The sequence below is a fragment of the Rickettsia endosymbiont of Seladonia tumulorum genome, from assembly GCF_964030815.1.
In the GTDB taxonomy this organism is placed as follows: Bacteria; Pseudomonadota; Alphaproteobacteria; order Rickettsiales; family Rickettsiaceae; genus Rickettsia.
Map to the genome: position 1 here is coordinate 328,060 of NZ_OZ034963.1, position 14,976 is coordinate 343,035.

A 14,976-nucleotide genomic window follows, 5' to 3' on the forward strand; every position below is an offset into this window, starting at 1 on the left:
AAATTATCTTTTTCTTTCATGTTACTAACTTAATTAAAAATTCCTAACTCGTCAATAATTTATTAACTATTTGAGATAGGATAGATTAAGGAATGTCGCTCGTTAATCAAAAAATACTCTATATGTCATTTCCGCGGAGGCTTTGTTGCGTGGATCATTTTTCTCTGTCATCCCGCGACTTGATCGCGGGATCTTGTGCTATAGAATGTGCCTGAGATACCGCGGTCAAGCCGCAGTATGACAGACTTTTTCCTGGATTCCTGCTTCCGCAGGAATGACATATAGAGATGAAGCAAAATTAGTCAATCAACTATATGACAATTATACTTCAAAACCAATAATTTAGTATTGCCATATAGTTTCTCACGTATAATTTCGATATTTTCGTCTAAAACGTAATCATCTGTTTTAGACATTTCAACCACTATTATAGCGTTTGTATTGAGCCAGTTATTCTTTATAAGCAGCTTCATTACTTTCGGCACTATTTTGTTATGATAAGGGGGGTCAACGAAGATAAGATCAAAAACCGTATTTGCTTTCGGCAGATTTAAGGCATTAATATTAACGAAATTAACTTTATCCTGAATATTTAAGGTCTTAGCAAATTCTTCTGCTATTTTTAATGAATATAGATCAATATCAATTAAAGTAGCAAAGCCTGCTCCTCTTGATAAACTTTCGAAAGCTAGGCTACCGCTACCAGCAAATAAATCTAGTACTTTAATATTTTCATTGAATAATTTATTACCTATAAACTTACCGGAAGTTAATATGCTAAATATTGCTTCCTTAAGTTTACCAGTAGAGGGACGATATTTAATATTTTTAGCAATAGGTATTTTCTGATTTTGAAATTTACCTAATATTATTTTTAACACTTATATAATTTTTTAGTTACTTCTCGGTATTCATTCGGCTTAAGATTATCAAGTTTAAAATCACCATACTCAGTTCTAATTAACTTATTAACTTTTAATCCAAAATGCTCGAATATTCTTCTAATTTCCCGATTTTTGCCCTCAAACAAAATAACTTCAAGCCATGAGTTAGTGGAATTTTTCCTAAGCAACTTTATTGATTGTGGATTATAAAATATTCCGTCAATTTCTAAATTTTTATAATTACTTTTTAGTAGAAGATCAGGATTTCCATAAGCTCTAACATGATATACTCGTTTTAACTTACTTGAAGGTAGTTCAAACTGCCGAGCTAAATCACCATTATTGGTTAGTAGTAATAAACCCTCGCTATTTAAATCTAACCTACCTATCGAAATTACACGCGGTAACCCAGTTAATTGTTCAAATACAGTTTTACGAGATAGTGGATCTTTATGAGTAGTAATTAAACCAACAGGCTTGTAGTAAATCCATAGCCTTGATTTTTGAGAAGAAGTAATTAATGAACCTGATACCTCAATTTGATTATCGATATCAACATTTGTAGCAGGTGACGTAACTATTACCCCGTCTACTTTCACTTGTCCATCAAGAATTAGCTTTTCGGCATCTCGCCTAGAACAAACTCCTGCATTACTAATTAATTTGGCTAACCTTTGCACTTTACTATTTTTTTATGCTGAATTTATTTTGGTTTATGATTTGCTGCCACGCAACAAATAATCTAATTTACGGCTAGCTTATATTTTAAATTAACCAGTTTTATATGACAATTGATACTACATTTATTGTTTGCTAACTTAGTAGAAGAAGGTTTTTTAGGGCTTTTAGCAAGAGTCTTAGTTTGTGGTTTTTTTATATTAATATTCTTTAAAAATTTTTCTGTTTCAGCATGTAAATATTCTATTTTTACTTTAGCTAAACCTTGCTTTTTAAAAGCTAAAACCTCTGCTGCTTTTGCAGATACGTCTATTATACGATTTGGTTTATAAGGTCCACGATCATTAACCATTAAAATCACTGATTTATTATTAGCTTTGTTAGTTACTTTAACTAAACATGGAAGAGGAAGAGTTTTGTGAGCAGCAGTTAATAAATTTTTATTAAAAATATCCCCATTAGCAGTTTTTTTACCATGGAATTTGTCTCCACCTCCACCATACCAAGAAGCATAACCTGTTTCAGTAAAGCTTTTTGGAGCATGAGGTTTATAAGTTTTGCCCTTTATTTTATATTGGTTACCAACCTTATAATGCCCTTTATAAACTAAATTATGGGGATCGTCTTTTGATAGTTCCTTATGTGAATGCTTACGAGAACATGGTAGCTTTTTTGAATTATTACAACCACTTAAAAAAAAACAATAAAAGATTAATAAAATTAGTAAAACAAATTTATGATTCATCACCCTCAGTGTTACTATTAAAATTATCTGCTATTTTAGCATAACACACAACTTTTTCAACACCTTTTATTTTTGAGGCAAGATCAGCAAAGTTTTCTAGCTCTTCTTCTGACCTTGCAACTCCAAATAAATAAACCACATTATCTACTGTTAAAACAGTATAATTAGCAAATTTAATGTCCTTTCTGACGAGATTCTTAGCTTTAATCTGTGCTGTTATCATACTATCTCTAGTATATTGTGCTAAGTCAAAGTGATTACTATTTTTACTTACTTTTAACTCATTAATTACTTCAGTTACGCCTTTTTGATTCCAAGCAATTTCTACTGCTTTCAACGCATCTTCCTCTTTCTGAATATTTCCTGTTAACAGCACTCTACCTTCAGACACCTCAACTTTGATTTTAGCCCCTAATTCTTTAAAATTATTTTTTACTAGACCAGCTTTAATACCGGCTGAAATTCTTGAATCATTTAATGTTCCAGATATTGGCTGATCTTTTGAAGCAACAATACCAGTAGTAGTTGCTGCGGTAAAAATAGCCGGTAAACAACCTGAAAGATTAAAGACTAGAGTTATGAAAACTAAAATTCTTAATATAGTATTATTAATAAATGAAAAGTTGGTAGACAAGTATACCTTTAATACTTCAAGATTTGGCGAGCCAAATTTCGGGATTCGTCTTTGCTCACGTAGTTTATCTACGTTCCGCAGACTCACCGCTTATTTGACTTACCAACTTTTGAAGTATTTGCGGTATATATAACTATATTTTACTATCGGGTAACTTATTTTTCAATAGTAGAGGCAATTGAAGTAAAATGAATACAAAAGTAATCGGCACTACGCCGAATACTTTAAACTTAACCCATGTTTCATCTGGGAAATTACGCCAAACTATTTCGTTAACTATAGCCATGAAAAAGAAAAAAGTTGCTGTTCTGTAGCTTAAAGTAATCCAACTTTCTTCTTTGAGGCGGATTATACTTTCTAAAGCATATTTAATAAAAGGATTTTTCTTAATACCGCTTGTAAGGAAAATTATTCCAAAAATAACATATAATATAGTCGGTTTGATTTTTATATACATCGAATCACCACTAATTAAAGTTATAATACCTGAAACAAGTAATACAGCTGTAGAAATAATGGAAAGCTTTGACACTTTTTTATCTATAATATAACAAAGGGTAATACAAATAACAGAAGTAATAAGCATATAGAGGGTAGCACTCTGTATGCCGCCACCATAAAAAAATCCTGCGAAGAATGCTACTACTGGACCAATTTCTGATAAAAGTTTAAACATATTTTGATATTTCTTAACTTATTTGTTGTGTATTTTCTTTTGGTAATGGTGCTAAGATATTTTTAGAGTATCTTAGTCGCACTTGTATGAAAATATTTATTAATAATATAGTGGTAAAGTAAGCAAGCACTTGTAAACCATTAGGTCTTGCAATATAACCAGTAACAATATGTAAAATTTTGCCGATCATACTTCTATCTGCTACTAACCAAGAGCTATCCCAAACTTGATCAGATAAGAACATAACTAAACCAGATGAGGTTAAAATTCCTGCCGCACTCGCTGCAAAACCACCTGCGATCAACATTAATAATATAGTAGAAATTTTAAAAATATATTTTTGATTAGCTATTTTAATTAAACCAAAATATATTATTAGACCAAGTAGAAAGCCGCTTGTAGCACCTATGATTAAGCCCTGTATATAGTTACTACTTGTTATAGTTTCAACTGAAGAAATACTATATACCAAAATAATAATTTCTGCACCTTCTCGCAATATAGTGCTAGCGACTAAAAAAACCAACATTAAATAGCTGGAATTACCTTCATGAATTTTTGTTGAAATATTGTTTATATGTTGTTTAACTTTCGTTCCATAGCCTTGCATCCATATTATTGTCCAGCTAAGTAAAATAGTGATCAATATCATAATTCCGGAGTCAAATAATTCATCCCCCATGCCGCCGAAAGATAAAGATAACTTACGAGTAAAAAAGGCAAAAATTGAAGCGGATACTACCCCAAGCACTCCACCAGCAATAATATAAATACGTGATTTTTCTATATGCTTTGTTACGGCTAGTATTATACCAACTAACAAAGATATTTCCAAACATTCACGAAATACTATTAAAGCAATTTTAAACATATTTTTACTTAATCCTTAACAATTAAAAACCCTTGTGCTGTATCTTGGTGAAAATCTCCAAAAAAATCATATTTTCCCGGCTTTAAAGGAGCAAGTATAATTTTTATAGAATCATGTGGCATCACGATTTTTTCCCGATGTAAATCATGACTTTCAAATTCTTCTACAGTATCATCTTCATTATGAATAACTAGCCTTATTTTAGTAGATTTTGGCACTTCTACTATGTCTGGAACAAATTTATGATCCTTTATAACTATTTTTATTTCTAATATCTCATCATTATTATTGTTAGAATTTTTATTTGCTAAAATAAAAAGACTTATCCCTACTATTAATAAAAATATTAAACTTGCCAATATAATAATATTTTTATTTTTTTGATTCGTTTGCATATTAAACTCCCAGCTTAAATAAAGTTTAAAACAAATTTTTGTTTATAAAATTTTTAATATTCTCACATATCAATTAAATCTCATATCTTTAATAATTATAAAATTCACCCTGCAAATTTTATTAAAGCTATAAGATATACAATAATTATCATAATGACAAGCACAGATAATAAAATATAATTTTTTTGTTTCTTAATATCAGATATTTTACGTTGTTTCATATTTATTATTTAAAATCATTAATTTCAAGCATTAGATATTCATTTAAAGGTAGTGATTCTTGTGAAATTATCTTATTTATATTAGACCCTAATGCCTTAAAAGTCTGTCCTTTAGCAATAACAGTTCGAGTACCAACTGGTACTTTACCTTGCAAAGCATAAGAAAAAATTAGAGGATAGGTAATATCACCAATTTTCATATCGACTTTTTGCCCTTTAGCTTTTGAGTCATATAACACTTCGCCATTTGCAAGGCGAGTAATTTTAGCATTAAAAGTTATCTTTTCATTACATAATAAAGGAATACGATAAGCTATTTCATTATCATAAATTTTAACTTCATTACTGTTAATAAAATTTTGTGGCAATATAGATTTGAGCATTACATTAACTCTATATGCACTATCGGCATTATCATTATTAGCACCAACACTAGCAGCATATTTAGCAGGAATAATAGCTTCTCTTGCTTGCCCTACATTCATTCCTACTATTACGTTATCAAGACCAAGCATTACAGCACCCGAACCTATAGTAAAAGTTTTAGTATCTTCTGAGATTAAATTATTACTCATATCCGATATTTGATAAAATACTGTAACTACATGACCACAAGAGGCAGGACCAACGTTCCCAGTACCAATTGTATTAATTTTAAATAGAGAGGTTATTAAGTCTTTATGTACAGGAATGGTATAATCTTTAGTATCTATAGGTTTATTTAATGGCTGTAAAATATTTTCGAAGAATGCTTTACCTTCCTCAGTTTTAAGAGCATTAATTACTATTTTGGAAATTGTTCGTTCAAATAAATTGCCATTTAGAGAGACAGGAGGCTCGTTATTAATACTAACTTGATTTTCGTTATTAGCTGAGTTATTTACACTTGCTTGTTCTATAATCGTAGCATTATTATCATCAGAAGAGATTTTTAACTTTGCTATATTATAAAGTACTAAAGCTACAATTATTAAAGATAGAAGTTTTTGCATATTAATAATATTAGTATTACAATTAAATTTACTATAACAATCAATTATTTAATAATCAAATGAGAATAAAAATAATTTGATTAATATGAATAATTGTTTTAACTTGATTATAGTATAGATCGGGAGTCGTCATTGCGAGGAGCGTAGCTTTGATGCAATCTCATGAAAGAAATATAAAATTCCTAAGATTGCCGCGTCGATGCGTTGCCTCTCCTTGCAATGACAAAAAATAACAAAAAATAAAGTGGTGAAAAGTGAAAAAATTTATATTTTGTTTTTTATGTTTCTGGACATTAAATATATTTGCTGCTTCCAAAGGCTATCCTAATAAGCTTAATCGTTGTAAAATTACAAGAAATATATTTAATGATTATGAACCAAAAGTTTTTGAGTCTACCAATAATTTATTACGTAAGACAGGGCAGATATCTAGATTTTATGGTGAAAAAATCATAATAAAAGGAATAGTACTAGATCAGAATTGTGTACCAGTTGCAGATGCTAAAGTTTATTTATGGCAAGCAGGTAGCGGTGGTAAATATCCTTATGAACCTTTAAAAACACATGTTGATAAAAGAAGATTTACCGGTAAAAAAGATTCTAGCTTTACTGGTAGCGGCACTGCTACTACTAATAATAAAGGGGAATATTACTTTGTCAGTATGTTACCTTATAAATCTGCTGGTAATTTAAAAAGTGTTAATATAAGAGTAGAACATCCAGATCTTAAAACATTAGACACACGTTTAGATTTATCTAATAAAAATATATGCAGCAATGAATGTGGTGAGATTAATCCCGCTTTGATTGAGCCTCAACAACATCTGAAATCATTTTGTTTTGACTTAGTATTACAAAGGTACGACATTGAAGAGATATTGATATCTGTCATGAGCTACGCAACTGCAAGGAGCTTGGCAATCTCATGAAACAATACTAAATTCCTGAGATTGCGTGCGTACAATTACTTTGTAATTTCCTCGCAATGACGTCATTGTCATCAGTCGGTGGTTCTAAAGGTTTTTTTATGCCGCAGCTACATAACATAGTGCATAAAAGTAAAAGTACAACGAAATCAAATTTTTTCATTACAATAATAAATTATTTTATGGGTTTAAGTAATTATAATAAATATTTTTTGACCATTACAGTATTTTTATTATTAATAATAGTTTTTACTCCTAAAATTTATGCAAATCCTAAGAATGGCTCAAATGTTCCTGATGATATAATTTTTTTTGATGAAGAAAAAAATCAATATTCTCTTGATCAGTTCGAGGGAAAAACTATATTATTAGTATTTTGGGCTACTTGGAGTGCTAATTGTGTAAAAGAGATGCCCGATCTTGATACATTACAGAAAGATTTTAGAAAGTTGCCTTTTTCAGTGATTCCAGTTTCAGAAGATTATCAAGACGTAAAAGTTATTATAGAGTATTATAAAAGTTACCAGATAAGATATTTACCAATTTATCAAGATTATAGAAATCAGCTATTTAAGGCTTTAGGAGTAATTAGTTTACCTACAAGCATATTAATAGATCCAAATGGTAAAATAGTAACTAGTTTTATTGGTAACACTAATTGGTATGATGAAAAAATTAGAGAAACTATTTTATCTGCTATACCAGGAAATTATCCAGAACCTAAAAATAGCTATAATGGGCAATCTTTGAATAAACCAGCAAAGCCTTTGCAGCCTATAAAAAAAGGAACAGTAAAAGATCTAATAAATCCTTTAGAAGCACCTGCTGAAGAAGCACCAAAAGATAACAATGAGCAAGATAATGAACGAAGTAAATAAATCAACTATTGCGAATGCAGAGTTTGAACCAATAATAGCTAAGCCTCAGATAAGTAAATTAGAGCAATTATTTGCTTCGATCTTTGGTGATTCTAAAGAAGTAGTTGCCGTTTTACGTTTAAACGGTGTTATAGGTAAAGTTAGTACTGTGCAGTCAGGGCTTACTTTAGAGTCACTAAATGAGCTAATAGAAAAAGCTTTTAAAATAAAAAAGCTAAAAGCTTTGTGCCTTATTATCAACTCCCCAGGTGGATCGCCTGTACAATCGGAACTTATTGCAAAACGTATCCGCACGCTTGCTAAAGAGCATAAAATCAAAATTTATAGCTTTATAGAAGATATGGCCGCCTCAGGTGGTTATTGGCTAGCTTGTGCTGGTGATCAAATATATGCTTTGCATAGCTCGATTATAGGTAGTATTGGTGTAGTCTCAAGCGGCTTTGGCTTTCATGAAGCAATTAATAAGCTTGGAATAGAAAGAAGAGTTTATACAGAGGGGAAAAATAAAGCAGTTTTAGATCCTTTCAAACCTATTAACAAAGAGGATGTAAAAATTATTAAAGATCTACAAAAGCAAGTTTATGAGCATTTTGTTGATTATGTAAAAACAAGAAGAGTCGGTAAATTAACTCAACAAGACGATATTTTATTTAATGGCGAATTCTGGGCAGGACGAACAGCTCTTGATTATGGTTTAATTGATGACCTTGGCGATATGTATAGTACTATGAAAGCTAAATTTGGTGATAATATTAAATTTCAATATCTTTGTGCTAAACAGCCATGGATTAAAAGAAAGCTTGGTATGGCAAGTAAAATACTAACTGATAATTTTGCTGACTCCTTAATTAATGCAGTTGAAAATAAGATTATTAACGATAAATTTGATATAAAGTAACATGACTATAACACAAGTTAAAATTAAGAAATTAGATAATTTTTTTGGCAAATTACCTGAATATGCTACGGATCATAGTGCTGGTATGGATTTAACGGCAGCAAACGAGCAACCTATAACTATAAAAGCAGGTGAGATACAGCTAATTCCAACTGGTATAGCTATTGCACTACCGGAATTATTCGAAGCACAGATAAGACCACGTTCGGGTCTTGCCGCTAAAAATGGCATTACAGTTGCTAATTCCCCCGGTACTATTGATGCTGATTATCGTGGTGAGATAAAAGTTATTCTTATTAATTTAGGCAAAGATGACTTTGTTATAGAAAAAGGTATGAGAATTGCTCAAATGATAATATCAAAATATGAGCGTATATCATGGAAAGAAAGCGAAACTCTTGAAGAGACTGCAAGAGGTAGTGGCGGCTTCGGTTCTACAGGAGTATACCTTTGATACTTCAAGATTTGGTAAATACTCAGATAGAACTTCAGAAATTGGTGACAATGTTCTATAAGTACTGCGATGCTCACGTATTAAGTAACTGCTGCCGCTCCTCGTCTTATGAACCGATTACTCTTTTTGAAGTTGATCTTCGTATAAGTCAAATTTCGGGATTCGTTTTTGCTCACGTAGTTTATCTACGTTCCGCAGACTCACCACTTATTTGACTTACCAACTTTTGAAGTATCTGCGGTATATAAATTTAGTCATTATAACTCATGAAAATTCTAGCATTTGATACGGCAAATAATACGGCATCGGTAGCACTTTCAGATAAAGACAATATCTTAGCGTATGCGGAAGAAGTACGCCCGTCTATGCAGGCAGAAAATCTAATGCCGATGATAGAGCAGATAATGAAAGCTGCTCAGTGTTCGTATGATGAGCTGGATTATTTAGCTGTAACAAACGGTCCAGGTAGTTTTACAGGAATTAGGATAGGGCTTGCTTGTGCTAAAGGTATATTATTTGCTAAAGAGAATATTAAAGGTGTAGCGGTTAGTAATTTTGAGCATGCTTATTTTAGAGCTATAGGGCAGGTTAAAGATTATGATAAGATATATGTATTCTTAAACGCCTATCGTAGTCAGCTTTATTTACAGATTTTTGATAAATCAGGTAAAACAAATGAGCCGTTATTAATAGATTTTGACTCTGCTATAGGACTACTTAAAAACGAAAAAGGGAATATAATTTGTTGTGGTAGCGGTCTTGAATTTATATATACTCAAGTTAAAAATCTGCCGAATATAATAATTCTGCCACGCTTTGCTAGAGTTAAAGCTTTTATTATTTGTAGATATGTAGCAAGCTTACTTGCAAATAAGGCGGAGTTAAATAGTGCTATAGAGCCGCTTTATATCCGCCCACCTGATGCTAAAATAAGCGTCATAAATAGCAAATTACAGAAGTAATTTAACTAAACCAATATTGCTTTAGAACAATACACATCATCAATACCTAACGTTTCAATAAGAGGCATAGAATCTTCAATATAACTTGTATTGTGATATAAATTAGGTATCTGGATATTTTTTTCAATAGAGATATTTTGCATCACTTGGGGTAAATCGTGATTTGAAATAGTAGTTTTTAATAATCTTTCATCTGAGGTTGTATCTAAAGCTTTTTCTAAATAAATAGCAGGAAGTATACTTTTCAATTTAACTATAATAAAAAACTTTATTTTATCAGAAGTCATATTTTGTTTTTTAGATTGTTCAGCTTTATTAAATTCAATTATATTCTCTTCACCGAATATAAATTCATCATTAGCCTTAAAGGAAGCAGGTTTAAAGGATTTGTTTCTTCCAAACGAGTTAAATATTTTTGTTAATCTACTTATTGCTATTATCATAATTCTATCTTATTTATTAATTTTAATAATCAGCGTTGCAATATATTAGGAATTACAGAATAATCAAGAAAAAAGTTAATATAATTTAATATTTTATTACAAAATTACTTGAAAGCCTAGTAAAATAAGCATTTAGTAAAATACAAGTTTTAATAAAAAACAGTTAATATTCCTCAATAATTATCCTTGCATTATTTTTTGGATAAAATTATAAATTCTATTTCATTAAATTAAGAGGAGTTATGCCTATACATCCGAATACGTTGCTTAATTATTAACATTTCCCTTGCTAGTATTATTATATAGCCTTAAAGTTAAATATTAATATTAGTGAGAGATATATGAATTTACTAGCAAGTATTACCGGCAAGAATTATGTAAACGGGCAGTTTATAACGGCTTCAAAGCAAATCTCGGTTGTTAATCCTTCGACTTTAAAAGAGATTGCGACTGTGCCGAATTTGGAATTATCAGAAATTAATTCTGCAATAGATAACACAGTGCAAACCTTTTCAGCATGGTCGCAAAGTTCTTTTGAAGAAAGGATAGCGATTCTCCGCAAATGGCATGCTTTAGTAATCGAAAATATTGATGAGCTAAGTCATATATTAACCTTAGAGCAAGGGAAAATACTTGCTGAATCAAAAAAAGAGATCCTATATGGGGCATCTTTTATTGATTGGTATACATATGCAATTCATAATATTCATTCTGTTGTAAAGCCTGGCAATAATAAAAACCATAAAATCGTTACGCATTATGAGCCGGTAGGTCCAGCTGCTGCTATAACACCTTGGAACTTTCCAAATGCCATGATTACCCGCAAGGTAGTTCCTGCAATAGCAGCTGGTTGTAGCGTTATATTAAAGCCGTCAAGCCTTACACCGCTTTCAGCATTAGTACTAGCAAAGTTAGCTTACGACGCCGGATTGCCGGCAGGAGTGTTTAACGTTATTACTGGTGATTCTAACATTATCGGTAAGGCTTTTTGTGAAGATTTTAGACTGCGTAAATTATCGTTTACTGGTTCTACAAATGTTGGCAAAATTCTATACCAAGCTTCGGCAAATACTGTAAAGCGTTTATCTTTAGAGCTTGGCGGTAATGCTCCTTTCATTATAACAGCTGATAATGATCTAGAAAAAGTTGCAGATGATTTGGTTATTTCTAAGACTCGAAATAGCGGACAGTCTTGTACTTCCCCTAATAGAATATTTGTAGAAGAATCTATATATGAAAAATTTATAGAAATTCTAACTCCTAAATTTAACAAACTTAAAGCAGGTGACGGATTTGATAACGCATCGGATGTAGGTCCACTAATTAATTCTGCTGCTATAGAGAAAATCCAAAAATTGCTTGCCGATGCTCAAAATAGAGGGGCTAAGTTAATTTGCGGTGGTAAGGCTAATAATAATTTCATTGAGCCAACTATTATTATTGATTGTTTAGATAATATGGATATTTTTAAAACGGAAATATTTGGACCAGTAATTGCTTGCTATAAATTTAAGAGTTTAGACGAGGTAATAGAGCGTGCCAATAATACCGAATATGGTCTGCAAGGATATGTATATTCACGAAATTTAAGTGTTGCTAAGATGATGGCAACAAAGCTTGATTTCGGTATGATATCGATTAATGATCCGCTGCCAGCTAATGCTAAAGCTCCTTTTGCAGGACGTAAGGCTTCAGGTTTTGGAGTTGAAGGGTCATTTGAAGGGATATTTGAATATTTAAACACCAAATATATAAATTTACAACAAACATAGAATGAAAATATATGCCTACATTTAGCTCTCTTAAGCCAGAGCTAAAAAAGGAAATAGAAGATATCATTAATTTAGCCATACAAGAAAATATTAATAATGAAGAATTGACTATAAAATGTAAAAGTTTTTTTGAGTCAGTATTTTCAGATAATAACAAATCTTGTATTGATGAATGTTATCAAATCTTATTTAATTGTGTGAGACAGAATTTTAAAGAGTCTATTTCTATACCTGATCCCATTACAATTTTAACAGTTCAATTATCATGTTTATATGATCCTTCTTCTCTGCCTTTAGGTGTAACTAATTTAGATAATAACGAGGAGTAAAAATTATGCCGGTACTTATGGATAATTTTGAAAAAAAATTAAAGAAGTTAGTGAAATATTAAATATAAATAATAGAGAAATAGTTGATTTAGAGTTACGAGAAGCATCCAATGATTTTGCTCAATTATTAGATCAATATAATTTGGTTTCTAGAGAGCAATTTTATCCTCTTAAAATACTAATAGAATTATTTGATGAGAAAAAAATAATAATACCGACAGAACTCAGTAACGCTTTGTTTTATCTACTAATTGATATTCAAGATAATTTTATTGATTCAGAAGACTTTGTAGAAGATGTAGATAATTGTTTAGAGATTGTTGATGCTTTAGGTGATTATTATTAACTTTATATATAACTAATTAATAGTATGAGAAGTAAAAATTATGCCGGCACTTATAAATGAATTTGACAAAGAATTAAAAGCAATTTATGAAAAATTTTATTTAATAAAAAATAAAGACTTTACGTTACCGGAAAATCAAAAAGATATACAAACTTTCTTGATGTTAGTATCTGATTATTTAGGAAGAAATTTAGAGGAAAAGACAAAATTGTCAATTGGTTACTTACCAATTCTAATAAAATTAATAAAAATATTTTTTGAAATAAATAAAAAATTATCTGATGAGCTTGAAGAGTCTTTGGATAAAGTTTTAAATCTATATAAAGCCAAAGAGGATACTAAAGAATTCCAAATAGAGATAGAAGAAAGCTTAAATATTGTTAGGACGCTAGGATTGTTATGTGATGAAAATATGGAAGATTTTTGAATTGATTGATTTTTTAAGAATATATTGACAGCTTGTTATATCTCCGTGTATTAAATTAATATAAATCTCGGAGTTTTTATGACCATAACTTTTCAACTTATACAAGAGTTTAATTTTACTGAAGCAGTTAAAGAATTAACAAGAGAGAACGTAAACGAGCGAGGAGATATCGTTGTTACATTAAATTTTAACAATAAACAATTCAATTATGCAGCGAAGAACGTTAATACTTTAGAAGCTTTATGTTTTATGAGTTCGGTATTATCTTTAACTTCCACTTCTCAACAGCAATTAAAAGACAGATTAAATATATTAAAAAGTTGTATCAAAACTGCATATAATAAAATGCACGAATATGATAATGCAATTTGGAATGGAAGAGATGATAACAATAACAGCACAGCAATATGGCTTGCTTGGGGAGGAGTCTCAGAAAAGCTTAAGGATTTGTTAGATAAGCACCCTAAATTGATAGAGGATGAACAAGAACTTACCCGTAATGCTTTTGACGTAACAATGGAAGTGGGGCATTTAAATATAGAGCAAAAAACAGAATTAGCTAAAGTTTTAATTCCTTTAGGAATACAAATTAATAATTTAAATACATATAACATCATATTGCAAAATGAAAATTATTTAGCAGCTTTTAAAAATATCATAGAAGATGCTAGTAATTTATCTTCAGAAATATTTAGTAAATTTGTAGATAATGTAATTAGCAAAATAGGTATTTTAATTAGTAATTCTAAAGCCCAAAAAATAGATAATTCTGTTATTAAAAATGCTATAACAAAATGTTATGAAATAATTGAACAAATATTTAAGCATGAAGAAAAAATAAATATTAAAGACATATTAGAAAAAGATTTAAGTACTTCAAATACTTATGTTTCTCCATTTTTACACTGGTTATTAGAATTGGGTAATAATAAATTGACTTCTATTTTACAAAATTATGATCAAAATAAAAAGTTTGATTTTTATGTAAAAGATTGGAATGGTAAGGAAGCATACAGAAGTGCATTAGAATGGTTAGCTAGTTATAAATTTGATCTTTTAAAAGATAAAACTTTTACAGCTTATTTAAATCCATCTAAGAAACAAGAAAATGAAAAGATACTAATAAGTTTAGTAAGTAATAATACTAAAGTAAATAGTGAAAAGCCAATAGCACCTTTCTTTGAAGAATTATTAAAGCATAGGCCTCCTTTATTTGGTAATGATCTTAAAGGTACAAAACAAGCTATTTGCAATAAAATGTTTCAAGAATCAGTAAATGCTAAAAATATTGAACCTACGTTGTATACAGATCAAACGCTAGATTTTGCTACATGTTTAATTGCTATACAACAATTTGAAAAAGAAATGGTGGATAGTCTAGGCGTTGCTAATCTTAACCCGTACGATTAAAGTTTTGTTACGTGGATTCTTTCCTACCTGTCACC

The 14,976-nt window shown here is 30.2% G+C and carries 17 protein-coding genes and 2 pseudogenes; 10 read left to right on the top strand and 9 right to left on the bottom strand.

The annotated features are described in order from the left end of the window. Nucleotides 1-302: 302 nt before the first annotated feature. The 8 genes and pseudogenes from rsmD to AAHF54_RS01600 form a co-directional block, all read right to left on the bottom strand. Complete coding sequence (rsmD, locus tag AAHF54_RS01565) at nt 303-881, bottom strand: 16S rRNA (guanine(966)-N(2))-methyltransferase RsmD (RefSeq protein ID WP_342170099.1); 579 nt, start codon at nt 879-881, stop codon at nt 303-305. Beyond that, nucleotides 875-1,564 carry a pseudouridine synthase gene (locus tag AAHF54_RS01570; protein WP_341788865.1) on the bottom strand — a complete coding sequence of 230 codons (690 nt, stop codon included), beginning with the start codon at nt 1,562-1,564 and terminating at the stop codon, nt 875-877. Before AAHF54_RS01570 ends, rsmD begins: the two co-directional genes overlap by 7 nt. Before the next feature lie 62 nt (nt 1,565-1,626). Continuing rightward, nucleotides 1,627-2,286: pseudogene (locus AAHF54_RS01575) on the bottom strand (septal ring lytic transglycosylase RlpA family protein); the annotation flags it as partial. A gap of 10 nt (nt 2,287-2,296) precedes the next feature. Further along, entirely contained in the window at nt 2,297-2,908 is a 612-nt protein-coding gene (locus AAHF54_RS01580; RefSeq protein ID WP_341789264.1) for a BON domain-containing protein, read from the bottom strand. A gap of 166 nt (nt 2,909-3,074) precedes the next feature. Continuing rightward, nucleotides 3,075-3,617 (bottom strand): septation protein A, encoded by a 543-nt coding sequence (locus tag AAHF54_RS01585; RefSeq protein ID WP_068041770.1) that lies wholly within the window; start codon nt 3,615-3,617, stop codon nt 3,075-3,077. A 13-nt stretch (nt 3,618-3,630) separates the two neighbouring features. Next, a complete protein-coding gene (locus tag AAHF54_RS01590) occupies nt 3,631-4,488 on the bottom strand; it encodes an FTR1 family protein (RefSeq protein WP_341794905.1) in 858 nt (285 codons plus the stop codon). Between the two features lie 8 nt (nt 4,489-4,496). Further along, nucleotides 4,497-4,883, bottom strand: a complete 387-nt coding sequence (locus AAHF54_RS01595; protein WP_342170100.1) for a cupredoxin domain-containing protein — start codon at nt 4,881-4,883, stop codon at nt 4,497-4,499. Nucleotides 4,884-5,109: 226 nt separating this feature from the next. Continuing rightward, nucleotides 5,110-6,096: an FKBP-type peptidyl-prolyl cis-trans isomerase gene (locus AAHF54_RS01600; RefSeq protein WP_341788867.1), complete on the bottom strand. Its 987-nt coding sequence runs from the start codon at nt 6,094-6,096 to the stop codon at nt 5,110-5,112. Nucleotides 6,097-6,350: 254 nt separating this feature from the next. Here AAHF54_RS01600 and AAHF54_RS01605 point away from each other — a divergent pair. From AAHF54_RS01605 to tsaB, 5 genes and pseudogenes are all read left to right on the top strand, one after another. Continuing rightward, nucleotides 6,351-6,978, top strand: a pseudogene (locus AAHF54_RS01605) (dioxygenase). Nucleotides 6,979-7,204: 226 nt separating this feature from the next. After that, nucleotides 7,205-7,900, top strand: coding sequence for a TlpA disulfide reductase family protein (locus AAHF54_RS01610; RefSeq protein ID WP_342170250.1), 696 nt, complete (start codon nt 7,205-7,207; stop codon nt 7,898-7,900). Beyond that, on the top strand, nt 7,884-8,798 hold the full coding sequence (locus AAHF54_RS01615; protein WP_341789266.1) for a S49 family peptidase: 915 nt from the start codon (nt 7,884-7,886) through the stop codon (nt 8,796-8,798). Before AAHF54_RS01610 ends, AAHF54_RS01615 begins: the two co-directional genes overlap by 17 nt. 1 nt (nt 8,799) lies before the next feature. Continuing rightward, the gene (gene dut, locus AAHF54_RS01620; protein ID WP_341788869.1) at nt 8,800-9,252 is read left to right on the top strand and encodes a dUTP diphosphatase; all 453 of its coding nucleotides are present in this window, start codon (nt 8,800-8,802) and stop codon (nt 9,250-9,252) included. Between the two features lie 266 nt (nt 9,253-9,518). Further along, the gene (gene tsaB, locus AAHF54_RS01625) at nt 9,519-10,214 is read left to right on the top strand and encodes a tRNA (adenosine(37)-N6)-threonylcarbamoyltransferase complex dimerization subunit type 1 TsaB (RefSeq protein ID WP_341788870.1); all 696 of its coding nucleotides are present in this window, start codon (nt 9,519-9,521) and stop codon (nt 10,212-10,214) included. 5 nt (nt 10,215-10,219) lie between these two features. Here the strand turns inward: tsaB and AAHF54_RS01630 are convergent, their stop codons facing one another. Further along, entirely contained in the window at nt 10,220-10,657 is a 438-nt protein-coding gene (locus tag AAHF54_RS01630; RefSeq protein WP_341788871.1) for a hypothetical protein, read from the bottom strand. Nucleotides 10,658-10,998: 341 nt separating this feature from the next. Here AAHF54_RS01630 and AAHF54_RS01635 point away from each other — a divergent pair, with 341 nt between their 5' ends. The 5 genes from AAHF54_RS01635 to AAHF54_RS01655 all read left to right on the top strand — a co-directional run bounded on the left by AAHF54_RS01635 (nt 10,999) and on the right by AAHF54_RS01655 (nt 14,941). Further along, the gene (locus AAHF54_RS01635; protein WP_341788872.1) at nt 10,999-12,429 is read left to right on the top strand and encodes an NAD-dependent succinate-semialdehyde dehydrogenase; all 1,431 of its coding nucleotides are present in this window, start codon (nt 10,999-11,001) and stop codon (nt 12,427-12,429) included. Nucleotides 12,430-12,440: 11 nt separating this feature from the next. Beyond that, on the top strand, nt 12,441-12,758 hold the full coding sequence (locus tag AAHF54_RS01640; protein WP_341788873.1) for a hypothetical protein: 318 nt from the start codon (nt 12,441-12,443) through the stop codon (nt 12,756-12,758). A gap of 142 nt (nt 12,759-12,900) precedes the next feature. Continuing rightward, nucleotides 12,901-13,104 carry a hypothetical protein gene (locus AAHF54_RS01645; protein ID WP_341788874.1) on the top strand — a complete coding sequence of 68 codons (204 nt, stop codon included), beginning with the start codon at nt 12,901-12,903 and terminating at the stop codon, nt 13,102-13,104. Nucleotides 13,105-13,144: 40 nt separating this feature from the next. Continuing rightward, nucleotides 13,145-13,531 (top strand): hypothetical protein, encoded by a 387-nt coding sequence (locus AAHF54_RS01650; protein WP_341788875.1) that lies wholly within the window; start codon nt 13,145-13,147, stop codon nt 13,529-13,531. Nucleotides 13,532-13,609: 78 nt separating this feature from the next. Further along, nucleotides 13,610-14,941 (top strand): hypothetical protein, encoded by a 1,332-nt coding sequence (locus AAHF54_RS01655; protein WP_341794911.1) that lies wholly within the window; start codon nt 13,610-13,612, stop codon nt 14,939-14,941. Nucleotides 14,942-14,976 lie beyond the last annotated feature (35 nt).

What these genes read in the sequence shown, in the direction of transcription:
- AAHF54_RS01585 (WP_068041770.1), bottom strand. Translation starts at nt 3,617, where the DNA reads ATGTTTAAACTTTTATCAGAAATTGGTCCAGTAGTAGCATTCTTCGCA.
- AAHF54_RS01590 (WP_341794905.1), bottom strand. Translation starts at nt 4,488, where the DNA reads ATGTTTAAAATTGCTTTAATAGTATTTCGTGAATGTTTGGAAATATCT.
- AAHF54_RS01595 (WP_342170100.1), bottom strand. Translation starts at nt 4,883, where the DNA reads ATGCAAACGAATCAAAAAAATAAAAATATTATTATATTGGCAAGTTTA.
- AAHF54_RS01600 (WP_341788867.1), bottom strand. Translation starts at nt 6,096, where the DNA reads ATGCAAAAACTTCTATCTTTAATAATTGTAGCTTTAGTACTTTATAAT.
- AAHF54_RS01610 (WP_342170250.1), top strand. Translation starts at nt 7,205, where the DNA reads ATGGGTTTAAGTAATTATAATAAATATTTTTTGACCATTACAGTATTT.
- AAHF54_RS01615 (WP_341789266.1), top strand. Translation starts at nt 7,884, where the DNA reads ATGAACGAAGTAAATAAATCAACTATTGCGAATGCAGAGTTTGAACCA.
- dut (WP_341788869.1), top strand. Translation starts at nt 8,800, where the DNA reads ATGACTATAACACAAGTTAAAATTAAGAAATTAGATAATTTTTTTGGC.
- tsaB (WP_341788870.1), top strand. Translation starts at nt 9,519, where the DNA reads ATGAAAATTCTAGCATTTGATACGGCAAATAATACGGCATCGGTAGCA.
- AAHF54_RS01630 (WP_341788871.1), bottom strand. Translation starts at nt 10,657, where the DNA reads ATGATAATAGCAATAAGTAGATTAACAAAAATATTTAACTCGTTTGGA.
- AAHF54_RS01635 (WP_341788872.1), top strand. Translation starts at nt 10,999, where the DNA reads ATGAATTTACTAGCAAGTATTACCGGCAAGAATTATGTAAACGGGCAG.
- AAHF54_RS01640 (WP_341788873.1), top strand. Translation starts at nt 12,441, where the DNA reads ATGCCTACATTTAGCTCTCTTAAGCCAGAGCTAAAAAAGGAAATAGAA.
- AAHF54_RS01650 (WP_341788875.1), top strand. Translation starts at nt 13,145, where the DNA reads ATGCCGGCACTTATAAATGAATTTGACAAAGAATTAAAAGCAATTTAT.
- AAHF54_RS01655 (WP_341794911.1), top strand. Translation starts at nt 13,610, where the DNA reads ATGACCATAACTTTTCAACTTATACAAGAGTTTAATTTTACTGAAGCA.